The 18,366-nt window shown below is 62.8% G+C and carries 20 protein-coding genes and 1 pseudogene; 16 read left to right on the top strand and 5 right to left on the bottom strand.

Going from position 1 to position 18,366, the window contains the following annotated elements; genetic code table 11:
- Nucleotides 1-9: 9 nt before the first annotated feature.
- Nucleotides 10-891 carry an HpcH/HpaI aldolase/citrate lyase family protein gene (locus tag NKH01_RS30750; protein ID WP_353024049.1) on the bottom strand — a complete coding sequence of 294 codons (882 nt, stop codon included), beginning with the start codon at nucleotides 889-891 and terminating at the stop codon, nucleotides 10-12.
- A 278-nt stretch (nucleotides 892-1,169) separates the two neighbouring features.
- Here NKH01_RS30750 and NKH01_RS30745 point away from each other — a divergent pair, with 278 nt between their 5' ends.
- From NKH01_RS30745 to NKH01_RS30715, 7 genes and pseudogenes are all read left to right on the top strand, one after another.
- Nucleotides 1,170-2,723, top strand: a complete 1,554-nt coding sequence (locus NKH01_RS30745; RefSeq protein WP_353024047.1) for a DUF4153 domain-containing protein — start codon at nucleotides 1,170-1,172, stop codon at nucleotides 2,721-2,723.
- A gap of 4 nt (nucleotides 2,724-2,727) precedes the next feature.
- On the top strand, nucleotides 2,728-3,420 hold the full coding sequence (locus NKH01_RS30740) for a response regulator transcription factor (RefSeq protein ID WP_352481091.1): 693 nt from the start codon (nucleotides 2,728-2,730) through the stop codon (nucleotides 3,418-3,420).
- 74 nt (nucleotides 3,421-3,494) lie between these two features.
- Nucleotides 3,495-4,994, top strand: coding sequence for an ATP-binding protein (locus NKH01_RS30735; protein WP_502895842.1), 1,500 nt, complete (start codon nucleotides 3,495-3,497; stop codon nucleotides 4,992-4,994).
- Between the two features lie 31 nt (nucleotides 4,995-5,025).
- Nucleotides 5,026-6,192, top strand: coding sequence for an NAD(P)/FAD-dependent oxidoreductase (locus NKH01_RS30730; RefSeq protein WP_353024044.1), 1,167 nt, complete (start codon nucleotides 5,026-5,028; stop codon nucleotides 6,190-6,192).
- A gap of 210 nt (nucleotides 6,193-6,402) precedes the next feature.
- Nucleotides 6,403-6,798 (top strand): hypothetical protein, encoded by a 396-nt coding sequence (locus tag NKH01_RS30725; RefSeq protein WP_353024042.1) that lies wholly within the window; start codon nucleotides 6,403-6,405, stop codon nucleotides 6,796-6,798.
- 235 nt (nucleotides 6,799-7,033) lie between these two features.
- The gene (locus NKH01_RS30720) at nucleotides 7,034-7,909 is read left to right on the top strand and encodes an MBL fold metallo-hydrolase (protein WP_353024040.1); all 876 of its coding nucleotides are present in this window, start codon (nucleotides 7,034-7,036) and stop codon (nucleotides 7,907-7,909) included.
- A 58-nt stretch (nucleotides 7,910-7,967) separates the two neighbouring features.
- Nucleotides 7,968-8,133, top strand: a pseudogene (locus NKH01_RS30715) (IS630 family transposase); the annotation flags it as partial.
- A 16-nt stretch (nucleotides 8,134-8,149) separates the two neighbouring features.
- Here NKH01_RS30715 and NKH01_RS30710 read toward each other — a convergent pair.
- The gene (locus tag NKH01_RS30710) at nucleotides 8,150-8,575 is read right to left on the bottom strand and encodes a GNAT family N-acetyltransferase (RefSeq protein WP_352496013.1); all 426 of its coding nucleotides are present in this window, start codon (nucleotides 8,573-8,575) and stop codon (nucleotides 8,150-8,152) included.
- A gap of 166 nt (nucleotides 8,576-8,741) precedes the next feature.
- On the opposite strand from NKH01_RS30710, the gene leuD reads away from it, so the two are divergent.
- The 5 genes from leuD to leuB all read left to right on the top strand — a co-directional run bounded on the left by leuD (nucleotide 8,742) and on the right by leuB (nucleotide 12,511).
- Complete coding sequence (leuD, locus tag NKH01_RS30705) at nucleotides 8,742-9,347, top strand: 3-isopropylmalate dehydratase small subunit (protein ID WP_023721924.1); 606 nt, start codon at nucleotides 8,742-8,744, stop codon at nucleotides 9,345-9,347.
- 60 nt (nucleotides 9,348-9,407) lie between these two features.
- Nucleotides 9,408-10,337: an Ivy family c-type lysozyme inhibitor gene (locus tag NKH01_RS30700; protein WP_352516119.1), complete on the top strand. Its 930-nt coding sequence runs from the start codon at nucleotides 9,408-9,410 to the stop codon at nucleotides 10,335-10,337.
- A gap of 148 nt (nucleotides 10,338-10,485) precedes the next feature.
- Nucleotides 10,486-10,869: a RidA family protein gene (locus NKH01_RS30695; RefSeq protein WP_352495997.1), complete on the top strand. Its 384-nt coding sequence runs from the start codon at nucleotides 10,486-10,488 to the stop codon at nucleotides 10,867-10,869.
- Between the two features lie 51 nt (nucleotides 10,870-10,920).
- Entirely contained in the window at nucleotides 10,921-11,271 is a 351-nt protein-coding gene (locus tag NKH01_RS30690) for a VOC family protein (protein ID WP_352570210.1), read from the top strand.
- A 136-nt stretch (nucleotides 11,272-11,407) separates the two neighbouring features.
- The gene (gene leuB / locus NKH01_RS30685) at nucleotides 11,408-12,511 is read left to right on the top strand and encodes a 3-isopropylmalate dehydrogenase (RefSeq protein WP_353024037.1); all 1,104 of its coding nucleotides are present in this window, start codon (nucleotides 11,408-11,410) and stop codon (nucleotides 12,509-12,511) included.
- Nucleotides 12,512-12,569: 58 nt separating this feature from the next.
- Here leuB and NKH01_RS30680 read toward each other — a convergent pair whose 3' ends face one another.
- A complete protein-coding gene (locus tag NKH01_RS30680) occupies nucleotides 12,570-13,283 on the bottom strand; it encodes a DUF805 domain-containing protein (RefSeq protein WP_352859656.1) in 714 nt (237 codons plus the stop codon).
- An 88-nt stretch (nucleotides 13,284-13,371) separates the two neighbouring features.
- Nucleotides 13,372-15,204: a DEAD/DEAH box helicase gene (locus NKH01_RS30675; RefSeq protein WP_352495995.1), complete on the bottom strand. Its 1,833-nt coding sequence runs from the start codon at nucleotides 15,202-15,204 to the stop codon at nucleotides 13,372-13,374.
- 200 nt (nucleotides 15,205-15,404) lie between these two features.
- Here NKH01_RS30675 and NKH01_RS30670 point away from each other — a divergent pair, with 200 nt between their 5' ends.
- The 3 genes from NKH01_RS30670 (at nucleotide 15,405) to NKH01_RS30660 (ending at nucleotide 17,235) form a co-directional block, all read left to right on the top strand.
- On the top strand, nucleotides 15,405-15,554 hold the full coding sequence (locus NKH01_RS30670; protein ID WP_023721917.1) for a hypothetical protein: 150 nt from the start codon (nucleotides 15,405-15,407) through the stop codon (nucleotides 15,552-15,554).
- A 103-nt stretch (nucleotides 15,555-15,657) separates the two neighbouring features.
- Nucleotides 15,658-16,692, top strand: a complete 1,035-nt coding sequence (locus tag NKH01_RS30665) for an aspartate-semialdehyde dehydrogenase (protein WP_023721916.1) — start codon at nucleotides 15,658-15,660, stop codon at nucleotides 16,690-16,692.
- Between the two features lie 159 nt (nucleotides 16,693-16,851).
- Nucleotides 16,852-17,235 (top strand): GNAT family N-acetyltransferase, encoded by a 384-nt coding sequence (locus NKH01_RS30660; RefSeq protein WP_352516117.1) that lies wholly within the window; start codon nucleotides 16,852-16,854, stop codon nucleotides 17,233-17,235.
- A 3-nt stretch (nucleotides 17,236-17,238) separates the two neighbouring features.
- Here NKH01_RS30660 and NKH01_RS30655 read toward each other — a convergent pair whose 3' ends face one another.
- Entirely contained in the window at nucleotides 17,239-17,646 is a 408-nt protein-coding gene (locus tag NKH01_RS30655; RefSeq protein ID WP_352481080.1) for an ACT domain-containing protein, read from the bottom strand.
- Nucleotides 17,647-17,904: 258 nt separating this feature from the next.
- On the opposite strand from NKH01_RS30655, the gene NKH01_RS30650 reads away from it, so the two are divergent.
- Entirely contained in the window at nucleotides 17,905-18,315 is a 411-nt protein-coding gene (locus NKH01_RS30650) for a DoxX family protein (RefSeq protein WP_023721914.1), read from the top strand.
- Nucleotides 18,316-18,366: the final 51 nt, after the last annotated feature.

Below are 18,366 nucleotides of genomic sequence, written 5' to 3'. Positions count from 1 at the left end.
GAGTTGCAATCATGCGCGAACAGCGGCGGCCTTCGCCAGCAGTTTTTCGGCCTGCGCCAGATGCAGCCGCTCGACCATCTTTCCGTTCAGCGCAATCACCGCCTTGCCGGTATTTTCGGCGAGCGCGAAGGCATCCTTGATCGCGCCCGCCTCGGCCATCGCTTCAGGCGAAGGCGCAAAGGCCCGGTTTGCGGCCTCGATCTGGGCCGGATGGATCAGCGATTTGCCGTCGAAGCCCATGGCGGCCGCTTCCGTGCACTCGCGCGCAAACCCGTCCATATCGCTAAAATCATTGAAGACGCCGTCGAGCAGGTCGAGGCCGCCGGCGCGCGCGGCGAGCACCATCTGCATCAGCCACGGCACGAGATAGCGCCGGTCGGGCGTGGTGAGAATTCCGGTGTCCTTGACCAGATCATTCGTTCCGGCAACGAAACAAACCAGTCGAGAGGCTGGGTCGCGGCCAAGCTCGGCGATCGGGCCGATGTTGAGCAGCGCCTTGGGTGTCTCCATCATCGCCCATAGCTTGACCTCGTCCGGCGCAAAATTGTCGTCGAGAACGTCACCGGCCTCGAGAATGTCGCGCGGCGTGTCGACCTTGGGCAGCAGGATGGCGTCGGGAGCGCATTTTGCCGCAGCCAGCAGATCGTCGGCGCCCCATTCGCTCGACAGCGCATTGATGCGCACAACCATCTCGCAGCGCCGGTTGGAACGGCCGGCGAAAATCCCCGCCAGTTTTTCGCGCGCGGAAAGCTTGTCGGCCGGGGCGACGGCGTCCTCGAGATCGATGACGACGGCATCGCAGGCCAGCGACCGGATCTTGGCCAATGCCTTGTCGTTCGAAGCCGGGACGTAAAGCACCGAGCGGCGCGGGCGGGAGGGTTCGGCAGTCATGTCCGATCTATGCCGCCTGCAGACGGCCGAGGCAAGCCGTGCATAAAAACTGCACGCAATTTCGGAAAATCTCCTCGTCTCCGCCCCGCTTGCCACCCGACAGAATGCGACAAGGGCGGCATGCAAGAGCAAACAAATTGCCGTTGGTCCCTGCCGTACCGGCTTCGCCGCGACAGCTGGTGGCTTGTCGATCCGCCCCCGGCAAACCTCCTCCCTTTCGTCCGCAAATCCCCGCCCAGATATTCCGGCCGCATCAAAGCGGCCGAGAAAGCCCGATCATGACAGCGTTCCTCACGCCGGCGCCGAGCTATTGCAGCCGCTTCGGCGTTGCCGTCCTGCGCGTCGCGCTGGCCGATTTTTTCTTCTATAGCCAACCGGCCGGCATCACGCTTTTCCTGTTCGGCGTTGCGATTGCCACCACGAGCATGGCTGTCCATCCTCTCGGCTCCTTCAATGATGGCAGGCCCTGGTTCAAGCCAGTTGCGCTGCTTGTGGCGCTGCTGCCGGTCGCGGAAAATGTCAGTGCGCTGTCCGTCTCGATCGGGCTGGCGGCGCTGGCCGTCTTCGCGCTTTCGCTGGCCGGGCGGTTGAAGCACGGGGTTGCCCGCATTGCCGGCCAACTCTCGCTATTCCTGCTTGCAACGCCCTTTCGGTTCATCCTGGATTTCTTTCGCTGGCGCAAGGCGGCCCGGCAGCTTGGCCGACGGCGCGTGCGCCTTGCGACGATTGCCGTCTGGGTCATGCCGCTAAGCCTCGGCGCGGTGTTTCTCGCGCTGTTCGGCGCCGCCAATCCGGTCGTCGAATACTGGCTGTCGCTGATCGACCTAATGGCACTGCTCGAGCTCATCCAGCTGCCGCGTCTCGCCTTCTGGCTGTTCGTGCTGGTCGGCGTCTGGGCCTTTCTGCGCCCGCGCCTACCGCGCTTTCTCCGCTCCATTCCGCGTGTGCTGTCGCCTGTGCCTGTCGGCCGGGCGACGACAAAACCCGCCAAGGCGATCGAGGACATCATCTTCGGCAAGGCCGCGATTCTTCGTGCGCTGGTCGTCTTCAACATCCTTTTCGCGATGCAGACCGCGCTCGACGCCACCTATCTGTGGGGCGGCATCGCGCTTCCCGACCGGCTGACCTACGCCGCCTATGCGCATCGCGGCGCCTATCCCTTGATCATCACAGCGCTGCTCGCAGCCGGCTTCGTCCTGGCGGCGCTGCGGCCGGGCAGCACGACCTCCAGCGATCCGCTCATCCGCCGGCTGGTCTACGTCTGGGTGGCGCAGAACATCGTGCTGGTCATCTCGTCGATCCTGCGGCTCGACCTCTATATCGGCATCTACGCGCTGACCTACTGGCGCATCGCCGCCTTCGTCTGGATGGGACTGGTGGCGGCGGGCCTTGCCCTGATCATCGCCCGCATCGCGTTCGAAAAATCCAATGAATGGCTGCTTTCCGCCAATCTTCTGACGCTTTCAATGACGCTCTATGCCTGCTGCTTCGTCAACTTCGCGGCGCTGATCGCCAACTACAATGTCGAGCACTCATTCGAAATGACCGGCCAAGGCACCGAACTCGATTTCTGGTATCTGCGTACGCTCGGTCCCAGCGCCTGGCCGGCGCTCGACCGTTTCCTCGAGCATCAGGGCAGGACGAATGCGGCCAGCGTTTCCTCGTACCGCGAACTCGCCCGTTTGCTTGGGCAGGACGAGGCCCGCTACCGCGCCGGCCTAGAAAACTGGCGCGCCTGGAGTTTTCGCGACTGGCGGCGCCTTCGTGCTCTCGACACACGTATCCCGTTCGTGGTTCCTCCGATGTCCGAACCCTTCATGCCGGGCCGCTGATTTGATGCCGCACCACATACTGGTCGCCGACGACGATCCGCACATTCGCGAAATCATCTGCTTCGCGCTCGAAAAGGCCGGCATGAAGACGCTGGCGGTGCCGGACGGCGCGGCTGCCTTGCAGGCGATCGAACGCCGCGCGCCCGATCTCGTCGTGCTCGACATCGGCATGCCGGAAATGGACGGGCTGGAAGTGTGCCGGCGGCTGCGCCACACATCCGACGTGCCGGTGCTGTTCCTGTCAGCGCGGGATGAAGAGATCGACCGCATCCTCGGGCTGGAAATGGGCGGCGACGACTATGTCACCAAGCCGTTCAGCCCGCGCGAGCTGGTCGCCCGCGTCAACGTCATCCTGCGCCGCGCCCGGCCTGCGCCCGAACATGCCGACGATCGGCAATTCTCGCATGGCAGACTGGCCTTAGTGCCGGCAAGCCATACAGCCAGCTTCGACGGCAAGCCGCTGGTGCTGACGGGCATCGAATTCGCGATCCTGAAAGGGTTTTTGGCGCGTCCCGCGCATGTGCTCGGCCGCGACATGGTGATGGCTAATGCCTATGCTGCCAATATCCACGTCGCCGACCGCACCGTCGACAGCCATGTCCGCAACATCCGCGCCAAGCTGGCGGCGGTCGGCTGCGTCGATGCAATCGAGACCGTGCATGGCGTCGGCTTCCGGCTCGGCAAATGCGGCGCGTGAGCGCCCAAGAACGGATTGGCAGCAAATGGCGGCCACGGCTTGCCACGGTCGTCATTGCCATCCTGATCATGGTGATGGCACTGCCGCTGGCCGGCCTGTTCTTCTTCCGGCTGTACGAGAACCAGCTGATCCGCCAGACCGAGGCCGAGCTGATCGCGCAAGGTGCCGCCCTTGCCGCGATCTATGCGCTAGAGGTCCGTGAGGCCGGCCTTGCCCCGGAAAAGCTCGGCACACCCATGCCTCCACCCAGTACAAGGGATCGGGCTTCTGCCTACCAGCCGATCGAACCGCGCCTCGATCTTGCGTCCGACAGGATACTGCCGACCCGGCCCGCGGCCACGGCGGCCAGCGTCGATCCTGCCTTCGCGGCAATCGGCGCGCGGCTGTCGGGCATTCTTGCCGAGACGCAGAAAACCACGCTGGCCGGCTTTCGGCTGCTCGATCCCAGCGGCGTGGTCATTGCCGGCCGCGAGGAGGCCGGCCTGTCGCTCGCCGCGGTCGAAGAGGTTCGCGCAGCGCTTGCCGGCCGCTACGCCAGCGCGCTCAGGCTGCGGGTTCCCGACCAGCCATCGCCGCCGCTCTATTCGGTCAGCCGCGGCACCAAAGTCCGCGTCTTCGTCGCCATACCAGTTGCGGTCTCCGGCAAGGTCGCCGGCGTGGTCTATCTGTCGCGGACGCCGAACAACATCGTCAAGCATCTCTTTGGCGAGCGCGGCAAGGTGGCGCTGGCGGCAATCGCCATCCTCGGCGGCACGCTGCTGATCGGGCTGGTCTTCCTGCGCACCGTCAGCCGGCCGATCTATGCACTGATCGAGCGCACCGAGCGCATCGCCGCCGGCGACCGTGAGGCGATCAGGCCGCTTGATCACCACGGCACGCGCGAAATGGCGGCGCTCTCCGCGGCCTTCCTCGACATGGCCGAAAAGCTGCATGCGCGCTCCGACAGCATCCAGACCTTCGCCACCCACGTCTCGCACGAACTCAAATCGCCGCTGACGGCGATCCAGGGGGCAGCCGAACTGCTGCGCGATTCGGGCGGCGCGATGGACGAGGCCGAGCGGCGGCGTTTTTCAGACAATATCGTCACCGATGCCGGCCGGCTCAATCTGCTGGTGCGCCGCCTGCTTGACCTTGCGCGTGCCGAAAATCTCGAGCCCAGCGGCCAAGGCACATCACTCGCTCCGGCACTGGCGCTGCTGCCGGCCGACCACAGGCTGGCGGTGCGCCTCGAGGCGGGCGCCGATATCGGCCTGCGCATATCGGCCGAAAACGCCGCGATCGTGTTGGCCAATCTCATCGACAATTCGGCGCGACACGGCGCGACGCTGGTCTCGGTCACGGCAGCAAGCGCGGACGGCAAGGCCACCATTGTGGTGGACGATGACGGCGCCGGCATTTCGCCCAGCAACCGAGGCCGCATCTTCGAGCCGTTCTTCACCACGCGCCGCGATTCCGGCGGCACCGGCATGGGCCTCGGCATCGTGCTGGCCCTCCTGAAAGCGCATGATGGCACGATCCGGCTGGTTGACTCGGCGAGCGGCACGCGCTTCGAGATCATCCTGCCGGCGGCGTGACTCGGCGGTTCAGACCGGAAGGGCGAAAAAGGTGCATTACGACATCATCATCATCGGCGGAGCCATCGTCGGCTCCTCGGTCGCCTATTATCTGCGCGAGGAAGGGTTTTCGGGCCCGATCGCGGTTGTCGAGCGCGACCCGCAATTTTCCCATGCGGCGACAACGCTGTCCTGCGCCTCCATCCGCCAGCAGTTCTCGATCGCTGAAAACATCCGGCTGTCGCAGTTCACGCTGAAACTGTTCCGGCGGTTGAAGGAAGAATTCGGGGCGGACGCCGATATCGGCTTTCGCGAAGGCGGCTATCTGATCCTTGCCGGCGAAAACGGGCTGCCTATCCTGCAGGCCAACCACCAGGCGCAGATGGCCGAGGGCGCCGACATCGTGCTCGAGGATGCCGAGGCGCTTGTTCGTCGGTTTCCGTGGCTATCGGCCGAGGGTATCACTGCCGGGGCCTACGGCCGCAGCGGCGAGGGCTGGTTCGACGCGCATGCGATGCTGATGCTGTTCCGCAAGGCGCTGCGGACGAAGGATATCGACTTCATCACGGCGTCGGTGACCGGCATCGAGCGGCAAGGCGGCCGCGTCACCGGTGTGACCCTCGAAAATGGCGAGCGGCTTGAGGCCGGCATCGTCGTCAATGCTGCCGGGCCGAATGCCGGCAAGGTGGCAGCAATGGCCGGGCTGGCGCTGCCGGTGGAGCCGCGCAAGCGCAATGTCTTCGTCTTCGAGGCGCGCGAAAAATATGACGACATGCCGCTGCTGGTCGACCCGAGCGGCATCTATGTCCGGCCGGAAGGTTCGGTCTACATCACCGGCGGCGCCGAGCCGGAAGAGGGCGAAGGCCCCGCCGACCCCACAGATTTCGAACCCGACTGGCCGCTGTTCGAAGAGGTGATCTGGCCGGTGCTGGCGACCCGTATTCCGGCCTTCGAGGCGATCAAGCCGACGCGCGCCTGGGTCGGCCATTACGACTACAACACGCTCGACCAGAACGCGGTGATCGGTTCGCATCCCGAGGTCGGCAATTTCTTCTTCGCCAACGGTTTTTCCGGCCACGGCTTGCAGCAGGCGCCGGCGGTCGGCAAAGCGCTGGGCGAACTGATCGTCCATGGCGGCTATCGCACGGTGGATTGCTCGGCGTTTGGGTATAGCCGTGTCGCTGAGGGGCGGGCGTTTCGTGAATTGAACGTGATTTGAGGGAAGGCCGCCCAGAATAAGCCGCTCTGTCGAGTTCCCGCCCTCCCCTCTGTCCTGCCGGACAGAGGGGAGGCTGCCCCGCCGATATCAAAAGTCCGCACGCTAGTAGTCAAAACCTGACGCTTGGTACCCGAAACGGAATACCGCTGCCGACTCATTTCGGACATCTAGGGCAGATACTTAAAGAGCCATGGAAAGCAGGAATTTGACTTGACCTCCACTAGTTGGAAGGCACTTTCAGTGTTGATGTTCGCAATTATCCCATTCTCTGGATGCAGCAACGACCCTGAGTCACCGGAGAACAAACGTATATACTCTGTTCTCCAGCATCAGGAGTTTGAATTACGTCAGCAAAATAATCGTGCCAATTATTTTTTTGGCAAGCGAGTAATGGATACTGAAATCAATACTATCGCCTTCCCTCTCGCCGGTGAGGCGAAAGGCTATGTAGTGTTTTATGCCACGCCCGAAGAGGGTGAGTTAATTCTGTCGGTTCCGCAGCAATATGACGATATCAGTCTGACGAAGCAGACGCTTGAAGCCATCGTTGATAAAGGCCTCATCTCAAAGCCGCTTGAAATTCACCTTGCGTCACGCGCGCACTGAGCGCTTTGCCAAAAAGTACATGGTAGCGTCCGCTTTCCACCCTGAGCGGGCTTACGGCCCCGGAACCAAGCGTCAGATTTCGACCACTAGTGGTTAAGTTCTAACGCTTGGTACCCGATCGTGAGCGCGGCCACATCGCGAGCGCTCCTTCTCCTACAGGCAGAAATGTCTGACGCCATCTGGCCGCAAATGTTATCTCTAGTGATCCGTCCTCGATCGAAGAAGGATGCAGTCAGTGGATGACTGGAGAATCGGGAATATCTGGATAACCAGAATTCTGGAGATGTGCGACCCCCTGCGGACGCCGTCGGAATGGTTTCCCGACTGCACCGATGAAGCGCTCGAACCGCATCTTCATTGGCTCACGCCGCGATTAATATCGCCTGCAACCGGCCGGCTTATTCTTCCCATCCAGAGTTTTCTTGTTCGTACCGGACACCACACCATTCTGGTCGACAGTTGCGTCGGCAACGATAAGACGTTCGCATACTTCCCCCATTGGCATCGCCGCAATGACGGCACCTTTTTGGAGCGCCTGGCAAATGCAGGTGTTGCTCCCGAGCAGATCGACTATGTGCTGTGCACCCATCTTCATGTCGACCATTGCGGTTGGAACACACGATTGGTGGACGGGCGTTGGATACCGACATTCCCGAACGCCCGCTACATCATGGCGCGGCGCGAGTTCGAGGCCGCACAGGCGGCCTCCGGTGATAACGAAGATCGGACCTATGAGGACAATGTGTTGCCAATCGTCGAGGCTGGTCGGGCTGTGCTTGTCGATATGGATTATGAACTCGATGGCGAAGTGTGGCTGGAACCGACGCCGGGCCACACCCCGGGGCACGTAGCCATCGGCCTGAAATCTCGAGGCGTAGGGGCAGTGTTTTCCGGCGATCTCATGCATTGGCCGATGCAATGCATATACCCTGACTGGAGCTTTCGGTACGACACGGACCCTGACCAGGCACGTCGGACGAGATGGGCATTCCTGGAGGCTTGCTCGGACAATGGCCGCATCGTAATGACGTCGCATTTTCCCTTGCCGTCGGTGGGAACCATCTCGCGACGCCAGTCATCATTCTGGTTCGAGGATCAGCAGCCGCCGTAATCGCCGAGGACGCCGACTGGGCGATCGCCCTCGGCCACCCGCACTTGTCGAAGCGCCGCTCAAGCGCGGCGTCTTTCACTCGGTGGTCGACCTCCAGGGCGGCAATCTACCCCTTCCTCGCCGAGCACAACCAGCAGCCCAGACCCTTCATCTGGACCGCCGACCCCGACAGGATCGCCGCCGCGGTCAAACGCGGGCACCAAACGTTAGATTCGATCCACTAGCTGGCAAGGCAACGCGTCAGCGCTTGCGGTCGAACCAGAACGCGTCGGACACGCGCTTCATGCCGATGCGCTCATAAAAGCCGACGGCGTCGGGCATGGAAATCAGGCTTATGGCAACGGAAGGCCCGAGTTGCCGGCGCGCTTCATCAAGCAGGCCCTTGCCGATGCCGAGCCCTTGCGCCGATTTGCAAACGGCGAGCTCGGAAACGTAACAGACCCACGAGAAATCGGTAACACCGCGGGCAACACCGACCAGCGGCTTGCCTTCTGTATCGAGACGCGCGGTGAGCACCAAATTGGCCCCTGACAGCATCGCGTTCAATCGGGTGTCGTCATCGACGGGGCGATTGGCGCCGAGGCCGGATTCCACCAGAACGCGGCGGAACTCGGCGATGCCGAGACCCGGTTCGCTGGCGTAGAGGACCTTGGATCGCGTTGTCATGTCGACAAAAGTGCACCATGGGCCGGTGGTTTTGAAGCTGTTTTGTACCGATCTTGCGTTTCGATCGACGACGGAGGTCCAAAAACAGCCGCCTTTTATTTGCCCGCGGCTTTGTGTAAACCGGGCGCCAGCAATTTCCCGCAACAAGAAGAAGACGGGCAAGGACATGGAAAAATTCACCAAGCTCACCGGCGTCGCCGCGCCGATGCCGATCGTCAATGTCGACACCGACATGATCATCCCCAAGGATTATCTCAAGACGATCAAGCGCACCGGACTCGGCACCGGCCTGTTCGCCGAAATGCGCTACAAGGACGATGGTTCGGAAAACCCGGACTTCGTGCTCAACAAGCCGGCCTACCGCAAGGCGCAGATCCTGGTCGCCGGCGATAATTTCGGCTGCGGCTCGAGCCGGGAACATGCGCCGTGGGCGCTGCTCGATTTCGGCATCCGTTGCGTCATCTCGACCTCGTTCGCCGACATTTTCTACAACAATTGCTTCAAGAACGGCATCCTGCCGATCACCGTCAGCCCGGAAGATCTTGAGAAACTGATGGACGATGCTTCGCGCGGTTCGAACGCGACGCTGTCGGTCGATCTGGAGGCCAAGGAAATCCGTGGGCCTGACGGCGGCGTGGTCAAGTTCGACCTCGACGAGTTCAAGCGCCATTGCCTGCTCAACGGGCTCGACGATATCGGCCTGACCATGGAAAAAGCCGGCGCCATCGCTTCGTTCGAGAAGAGGAACGCCGCTGAGCGCCCCTGGGCCTGAGCGGTACGATGCCCCGGCCGCGACAGGCCGGGTTCGTGGCGGCTGAACGGAGGGACAGTCATGACACGTTCGCTTCTTGTCGGCGCCTGCGCGCTGGCGTGGATTCTGATGCCGGTGGCTGGCGCGCATGCACAGACCGACATGGTGCTCGTGCCGGCTGACGATGCGCCCGGCAGGGCCGCCGACCAGGGCGCGTTGAGCAATGCGGCCCTAGCCGACAATGACAAACAGGCGCCGATCCCGTTCGAGGGCGGCCAACTGACCATCACCCAGGAGGAAGAGTACGGGGAACGGGTGCTCGCCTTCGACGGCAAGGAACTGGCGCGCAATTACGACGTCTTCTTCGACAAGATCGTCGAGGTCGGCGGCGTCAAGGTGGCGCTGATCGATGTCGGCGACGGCGGCAATCAATGCGGCCCGGCCAAGGTGATCGTGTGGAAGCCGGAAGGCGGCACGATCCAGACGGTCACGGTCGAGCAGGACGAATGCGGCGCGCCGCCGACCGCGATCTCCGACAGCGCCATCTATTTCGTGCCCTATCTGCTGCCGGGCGATTCCAAGCCGGCGCTGCAATGGTCGCCGACGGCCGGACTGATGACTTCCGGCAATCTCACCTACATGCCGGAGCCGGGCACCGACTGGAAAGACGTCGATCCGTCGAAATACGACAACATCATCGACGCCTTCCACAACGAGGCTGTCTACAAGCAAGCCGAGACGCTGCTTGGCAAGGACATGCCCGACATGGCGACCAGCCTGCTGGTCGGCGGCGGCACGGAAAAAACCGCGTCGGGTGCCTTCTTTGCCAGCGGCTGCGTGCCGCATGATTGCGGCGGCAATGACGGCTTCATGGCGGTCGACCCGGTCAAGCACAAGCTCTATTTCGCCCGCCGCGGCGACAAGCCCGAGCCGGACGCGTGGCCAGCGGTGAGTACATGGCCGGCCGACGTCAAGGAAGCGCTGGACAAGGCGCTGGGGTCGGCGAATTAGGTACTTTTGCAAAGCGCAGTGACCACCACGCCTTGGACGAGAGGGCTTTGTCGAGGCGGGAGACTCATAACAACCGTCAGTTCTATCTGGCCCATGGCGGGATCGGCTCGTTCCCTGCAAGATATCCGCGACGATTTGCGGAGGACCCATGCGAAAACTGATCTCCACCGGTTCGCCCTTCGAAAAGACCGCCGGCTATTCGCGCGCCGTGGTGCAGGGCGACTGGTGTTTCGTGTCCGGAACGACCGGCTACGATTATGCGACCATGTCGATGCCGGAGACCGTGGAGGCACAAACGCGCAATTGCCTGACGACGATCGCCAAGGCGTTGCGAGATGGCGGCTTCGAAATGGCTGACGTGGTGCGGGCACATTACTACATCACCGATGCGGCTTTCGTAGATGTGGTGTTCCCGATCCTCGGCGAGGCGTTTGGCGAGATCAGGCCGGCAGCAACGATGATCGTGTGCCAGCTCAACAAGCCGGAGATGAAGATCGAGATCGAGGTGACGGCGCTGCGGCGCACAGCCTGATACCTGTCACGGTTGTGACAACGATACGGTTAGCACGAGGATCGGCCCATGGTGAAGGTCAGACGCATCGTTGCAAACATAGACACGCAGGATATCGCGGCGGCAAAACCCTTCTATCAGGATGTGCTCGGCCTCGATCTCAAGATGGATATGGGCTGGATCGCTACCTATGGCTCGCAAGAGACGATGTCCGTACAGGTCAGTTTCATGGCCGAAGGGGGATCAGGAACGCCGGTGCCGGACATCTCTATCGAAGTCGACGACGTCGATGCCGCGCTTGAAAGCATGAGGACGGCCGGCTTTGCCATCGAATACGGTCCGGCGGACGAACCCTGGGGCGTGCGGCGCTTCTTCGTGCGCGACCCGTTCGGCAGGCTGGTCAATATCCTTTCGCATCTGTAGGCGTTTTGTCTTGAGCATCGGATTTTCCCAAAACCGGTTTCCACTTTGAGTCCGATGCTCTGAACCGCAGGCTTGCGCGCCGGCTGCTTGGCGTTTAGCAAGGCCGCGGCTCACGACACAATCAGGACGGTTCCACATGGCTTCCAAAAATCTTCTCCTGCTTGCCGGCGATGGCATAGGCCCCGAGGCGATGGCCGAGGTGAAGAAGCTGATTTCCGCCATGAACGACAAGCTCGGCAGCGATTTCGTCACTGATGAAGGCCTTGTCGGCGGCTGCGCCTATGATGCGCATGGCGCGGCGATATCCGATGCCGACATGGCCAAGGCAATGGCGGCCGACGCCGTGCTGTTCGGCGCCGTCGGCGGTCCGAAATGGGATTCCGTGCCTTACGAGGTGCGCCCGGAGGCGGGTCTGCTGCGGCTGCGCAAGGACATGGAGCTGTTCGCTAATCTCCGACCCGCCATCTGCTATCCGGCGCTGGCGGCCTCCTCCTCGCTCAAACAGGAGGTGGTCGAGGGGCTAGACATCCTGATCGTGCGCGAGCTCACCGGCGGCGTCTATTTCGGTGAGCCGAAGCAGATCATCGATCTCGGCAACGGCCAGAAGCGCGGTATCGACACCCAGGTCTACGATACTTTCGAGATCGAGCGCATTTCGGGCGTTGCCTTCGAATTGGCACGCACGCGCAAGAACCATGTCACCTCGATGGAAAAGCGCAATGTGATGAAATCGGGCGTGCTGTGGAACGAGGTCGTCAGCCAGACGCGAAAGGCCAGGTATGCCGACGTCAAGCTCGACCATATGCTCGCCGATGCCGGCGGCATGCAGCTGGTGCGCTGGCCCAAGCAGTTCGATGTCATCGTCACCGACAATCTGTTCGGCGACATGCTGTCCGACATCGCCGCCATGCTGACCGGCTCGATCGGCATGCTGCCGTCGGCCTCGCTCGGCGCGCCGGATGCGAAGACAAAAAAGCGCAAGGCGCTCTACGAGCCGGTGCATGGCTCGGCGCCCGACATCGCCGGCAAGGGCATCGCCAATCCGATCGCCATGATCGCCTCCTTCGCCATGTGCATGCGCTATTCCTTCGGCATGGTGACTGAAGCCGACAAGCTCGAAGGTGCGATCGCCGCCGTGCTCGACGACGGCCTGCGCACCAGGGATATTCATTCGCCGGGGATGACCGAGGTCGGCACCGCTGAGATGGGCGACGCGATCATCGCCAAGTTCCTGGGCTGATCCTGTGTAGGTCGACGTCCGCTGGGCGACTGCCGCCGATGCGGCGGCACTCCCGCGGTTAGATTTGGACACCCGCCGGCACCGGACCCCACTGGTTTTCACGCGGCTGGGTCGGGATCAGCGCAAAGATCAGGATGATCACGGTGCCGAAGGTCGGGATCAGGAAAAGCAGGAAGAGCCAGCCGGTCAGGCCGATATCGTGCAGGCGGCGCACGTTGAGCCCGAACCACGGCAGGGCTGTCGCCAGCAGGAAGAGGCCGCAAAGGCCGACCGTCACTGCCGGCAATTCACTGTTGTCGAGATTGCCCATGGCGTCGTCGATGAAGACGCCGAATCCTATCGCCACGATCAGCGCGATCGTCCAGAACAGGCAATAGCCCCAATATTCCTTGCGGCGGGCACGGCCGGCGAAGTTGAAATAATTTTCGGTCAGGCCACGCGAGAAGTAGCTCCACAGGCCGGTGGATTCGGCGGTTTGATTTTCAGCGGAACGGCCGAAATGTTGCGGCTGACGTGCCGCGGGCGCATTGCCGGCCTGAGATGGGGCGGCGGTTGCAGCGGAGGCGTCGGCGGGTGCACTGGCAGGTTGGGCGTGGATCGAAAAAACATCGCGTGCCCGTCCGCCAGCCGGCTGGAATTCGACGGTCGTGCCTCCGGCAACCGACGCTTGGCGGCGCAAGTCCTCGCGCGCGAAGCTGTAGCGGTTGCCATCGGCCCCGGTAATGAAACCGAAGGCCTGGTCCTCGTCATAGTGAAGAACTTCGCCGCGCATGTCCTGCCCACCCCATTGCCCTGCCCCAGACTGTGCAAAGTTCCGGTAGACCGCAAGGGGCGTGCGCGAAATGGAAGGGGCAGGCTATTCACCCCGGCCGTTTCTTCGATTTCTTGTGTTTCGCCGGTCCGCCTTCGAATTTCGCCTTGGCCGGTTTGCCGGCCCAGGGCTTTGCCTCGAATGCCGGGCGCTGGTCAGCCGGTGCGCGCTTCTCGAATTTGGGCGCGTTCTGATCGAATGTCCGCTTGCCGCGGTGCGGCTTCTTGTCGGGGCGCGGCTCCTGATAGCCGGCCCGCGACAGATCGGGCGTGCCGTCCAGCCGCTTGACCGCAATGTTGCCCTGCAGCTTGCGGTCGGGGCCGATCGCGGCGAGGAAGCGCTCGGCCCAGTCCGCCGCGATCTGCACGAAGGTTTCTTCCGGCTGCATCTTGATGGCGCCGATCTCGCGCTTGGAGATGCCGCCTGTCCGGCACAGCATCGGGATCAGCCAGCGCGGCTCGGCATTCTGCCGGCGTCCGACCGACAGCGAGAACCAGACGCTGTCGCCGAAATCGTCGCGGCGGCTCGGTGCCTCGTCCCGGCGCGCAAATTTTTCGCCCGACGGCGTGAACGGTGCGACGTCGAGAAGGTCCTCCGGCGCCGAGCGGCTGGAGCGGCACATCCGTACGAAGGCTGCGGCGACCTGTTCCGGCCCGTGCTGATCGAGAAGCGCCTGGACGAAGCCGCGCTCCTCATCCTTCATAGGCTCGCTGAGGACCGGGTCGGCGAGAATGCGCTCGTCATCGCGCCGTATCACGTCGTCGGCCGAGGGCGGGCTCGCCCAGGTCGCCGCAAGGCCGGCACTTTGCAGCAGCCGCTCGGTGCGCTTGCGGGCATTGTTCGGCACGATCAGCGCGCTGACGCCCTTGCGCCCCGCCCGTCCCGTTCGCCCGCTTCGGTGCAGAAGCGTCTCCGGGTTGGTCGGCAAGTCGGCATGGATGACCAGCTCGAGATTGGGCAGGTCGATGCCACGCGCCGCGACGTCAGTGGCGATGCAGACTTTGGCGCGGCCGTCGCGCATCGCCTGCAGCGCGTGGCTGCGCTCGTTTTGGCTCAGCTCGCCGGACAGTGCCACGACGGAAAAGTTGCGGTTGTTGAAGCGTGCTGTCAGGTGATTGACGGCGGCACGCGTGTTGCAGAACACCAGCGCGTTCTTCGCCTCATAGTACCGCAGCACGTTGATGATGGCGTTTTCGCGGTCGGCCTGCGCGACGCCCAGCGCCCGGTATTCGATGTCGAGATGCTGCTTCTCCTCGCCCGAGGCCGAGATGCGCACGGCATCGCGCTGGTAGCCCTTGGCCAGCGTGGCGATGGAGCGCGGCACGGTCGCGGAAAACATCAACGTGCGGCGCTCGGCAGGGGCGGCGTCGAGGATGAATTCCAGGTCCTCGCGAAAGCCGAGATCGAGCATCTCGTCGGCCTCGTCGAGCACGACTGCCTTGAGCGCCGACATGTCGAGAGAATTGCGGGTGATGTGGTCGCGCAGGCGGCCGGGCGTGCCGACGACGATATGGGCGCCACGCTCCAGCGCGCGTCGCTCGGTGCGCATGTCCATGCCGCCGACGCAGGACGACACCGTGGCGCCTGTCAGCTCGTAGAGCCATTCCAGCTCGCGCGTCACCTGCAGGGCCAGCTCCCGCGTCGGCGCCACGGCCAGCGCCAGGGGTGCCGCCGCGTGGGAAAAGCGCTCCGCGCCGTCGAGCAGCGTCGGCGCCAAGGCCAGTCCGAAAGCGACGGTCTTGCCGGAGCCGGTCTGGGCTGAAACCAGCGCATCGGCCTGACCGAGCTCAAGAACCGCTTTCTGCACCGGTGTCAGCTCGACATAGCCGCGTTTTTCCAGCGCCTTTGCCAGCACGGGGACAATAGCTTCGAAGTTGGACATATGCTTCTTTCGAAATTCGGATTCTTAAATGCCCGGCGACGGGTCTGATGTCGGCAAGCGCCACGACGGGCGCCACGAGCCAAACGATGCCCGTTCGTACTTCGTGCCGCCCTCGTTGTACAGGGCGGGCGATCCGCCTGGTTGCGATTGACTCCTTACGCAAACCGCGTAAAAGCCGGCACCGAACGGGATAGTTTTCGATGCGCGGCCTTTTGATGGCGCTTCTTGCCTTCGACATCCCCGGCCCCAATGCGAACCATTGGGCCGGACGTCTCGGTGCGCCTTTCCGTTCCAGCAAAACCACGTTCTTGGTCAAAAAAACCGGTAAAACGACCACCAAAACGGTCTGATTCCCTTGGCCCAACCACCCTCTCCCGGGTCCGGCCCGGGGTGAAACCCGCATTGGCCGGCGGGTTTCTCCAGAAACCGAGCGGAGAGGGACAGGAGATTTCGATGAGTTTCAAGGTTGCGATCGTCGGCGCCACGGGCAATGTGGGCCGGGAAATGCTCAACATACTGGAAGAGCGCGGCTTTCCGGTGAGCGAGGTGGTGGCGCTGGCCTCGCGGCGCAGCCAGGGCACGGAAGTGTCGTTCGGCGACCGCACGCTGAAGGTCCGGACGCTCGACCAATATGATTTTTCCGACACCGACATCTGCATCATGTCGGCCGGCGGCAACGTCTCCAAGGAATGGTCGCCGAAGATCGGCAAGCAGGGCTGCGTCGTCATCGATAATTCATCGGCCTTCCGCTACGACCAGGACGTGCCGCTGATCGTTCCCGAAGTGAACCCGGATGCGATTTCGCTGTTCACACGCAAGAACATCATTGCCAACCCGAACTGCTCGACGGCGCAGCTGGTCGTGGCGCTGAAGCCGCTGCATGACTTCGCCACCATAAAGCGCGTCGTCGTCGCCACCTACCAGTCGGTCTCCGGCGCCGGTAAGGAAGGCATGGACGAACTGTTCACGCAGACGCGGGCGGTGTTCGTCGCCGATTCCGTCGACGTCAAGAAGTTCACCAAGCGCATCGCCTTCAACGTCATCCCGCATATCGACGTCTTCCTCGACGACGGCTTCACCAAGGAAGAATGGAAGATGGTGGCCGAGACCAAGAAGATGCTCGATCCCAAGATCAAGCTGACGGCGACCTGCGTGCGGGTGCCGGTGTTCATCGGCCATTCGGAAGCGGTCAACATTGAGTTCGAGAAGCCGATCACCGCCGATGAGGCGCGCGAGATCCTGCGCGAGGCGCCGGGCTGCCAGGTCATCGACAAGCGCGAGGACGGCGGCTACATCACGCCGCTGGAATCGGCTGGCGAGGACGCCACCTTCATCTCGCGCATCCGCGAGGATTCGACCATCGACAACGGCCTGTCGATGTGGATCGTCTCCGACAATCTGCGCAAAGGCGCGGCACTCAACGCGGTTCAGATCGCGGAGCTGCTGGTCGAGCGCGGGCTGATCCAGCCAAAGAAGAAGGCGGCATAACTTCTCGCTCACGGGCCGCATCGCCGCTTCGCGGCTGGCCCTCCGCGGGGGCGCCGGACGGCCGGCGGCCCGCGGTCGCAGGCTTGTGAGATGAGCATTGCGACTAAAATCGCGCTGCGTCCGGCTAACGGGTCGGACGCAGGCGCAATTGCCAGGATCATGCGCGCAGCGCTTTCGTCGTTCGACTGGATGCCGGTCCTGCATACACCGGATGAGGATATGGCCTTCATCAGCGGCACCGTGCTGGCGCAGCAGCACGTGACGGTCGCCGAAATCGACGCGGCCATTGTTGGCTTTGTCGCCGTTGCAGGAGAATGGGTCGAGCAGCTCTATCTGGATCCTGCCTGGACTGGCCAAGGCATCGGCGCCCGGCTGCTGACACAAGCAACCGCGAATTTGCCGGTTGTGAAATTGCATTGCTTTCAGTCGAACTCAGGCGCTCGGCGCTTCTACGAGCGCCATGGCTTTCGCGCGGAAGCTTTGGGCAACGGCACGAACAATGAAGAGCGATTGCCCGACATTTTGTACGTCCGAAGGCATTGATCCTTATCGTGCGGCGTCCGCAGCGAGTTTCTGCAAAACATCCAGCGCCTCCTCCGCCCGGTCGGCGGGCACGAACAGGTGATCGTGGTAGAAGGCCGAGACCGGATTGACGCCGATGCCGGCGGTGGCCAGCCGCGCGGTGATGGCGGCGAGGAAGCCGACCGCTTCCAGCGACGAATGGACGTTCAGCGTCAGCATCCGGCAGCGGAACACGGTTTTCAGGCCAGCGGTCTTGGCCTGGTCTTCAAGCACGATCAGCGTCATGCCCTCGTGCTCGCGAAACAGCATTACCGGATCGAGCTGGTCGGGAACGGCCGCATCAGGTGGCAACGTGGTGAAGACATGAACGCCGGCAAGCAACTCCGGCGTCATTGCCGCCAGCAACTTTTTCAGGTCGGTCTCTCCGGCCATCGCTTACTTTCGTTGTGCGATTAGGCGGCTGCTGCCGTCGAGCGCTCGGGAGATACCCTTACGGATTTCCAATAACGCCCTCCACCTCACCTCGCAAGGTGGACTTGGCCAGGTTGGTTGCTGGCTGAACTTGCACATCCAAGGTCGCCGTCCCCGGAGTGAAAAGCACTGGAGGCATGTCGGATGGCCGTCATGGGACGCGTCCTTGGTTCGAGCTGGCAGAAAAGCCAGTGCTCGCAACGACCGGAGGGAACATCAATGACCAAGTCTCAGGCAGCATCCGTCTCACCGCGCGCCCTCTGGGCCGGTCGCGTGCTCAGCGCCGTCATCGTGCTGTTCATGATCTTCGACGGCGTCATCAAGCTACCGCCGCTCGAAATCGTCACCCAGACCATGGTGCAGCTCGGCTGGCCAGCCGATGCCAATGTCTCGCGCATGCTCGGCATCATTGGATTGGTCTCGACAGCACTTTATGTACTGCCGCGCACCTCGGTGCTCGGCGCCATCCTGCTCACCGCCTATCTCGGCGGCGCCATCGCCACGCATGTGCGTATCGGCAGCCCTTTGTTCTCGCATATGCTGTTCGGCGTCTACCTCGGCGCCATCCTCTGGGGCGGCCTGTATCTGCGCGATCCAAGGGTGCGCGCGCTGATCCCGTTCAGCCAATAGCAGCGACTTCCAAAGCCGTTCGATGGCGGCCACGCCGCCAGAGAGGGCGCT

The organism is Mesorhizobium sp. M1403, from assembly GCF_040317695.1.
Taxonomy (GTDB): domain Bacteria; phylum Pseudomonadota; class Alphaproteobacteria; order Rhizobiales; family Rhizobiaceae; genus Mesorhizobium.
Note: the sequence above shows the minus strand (reverse complement) of the source record. Positions and strands in the feature narration are given on the sequence as shown.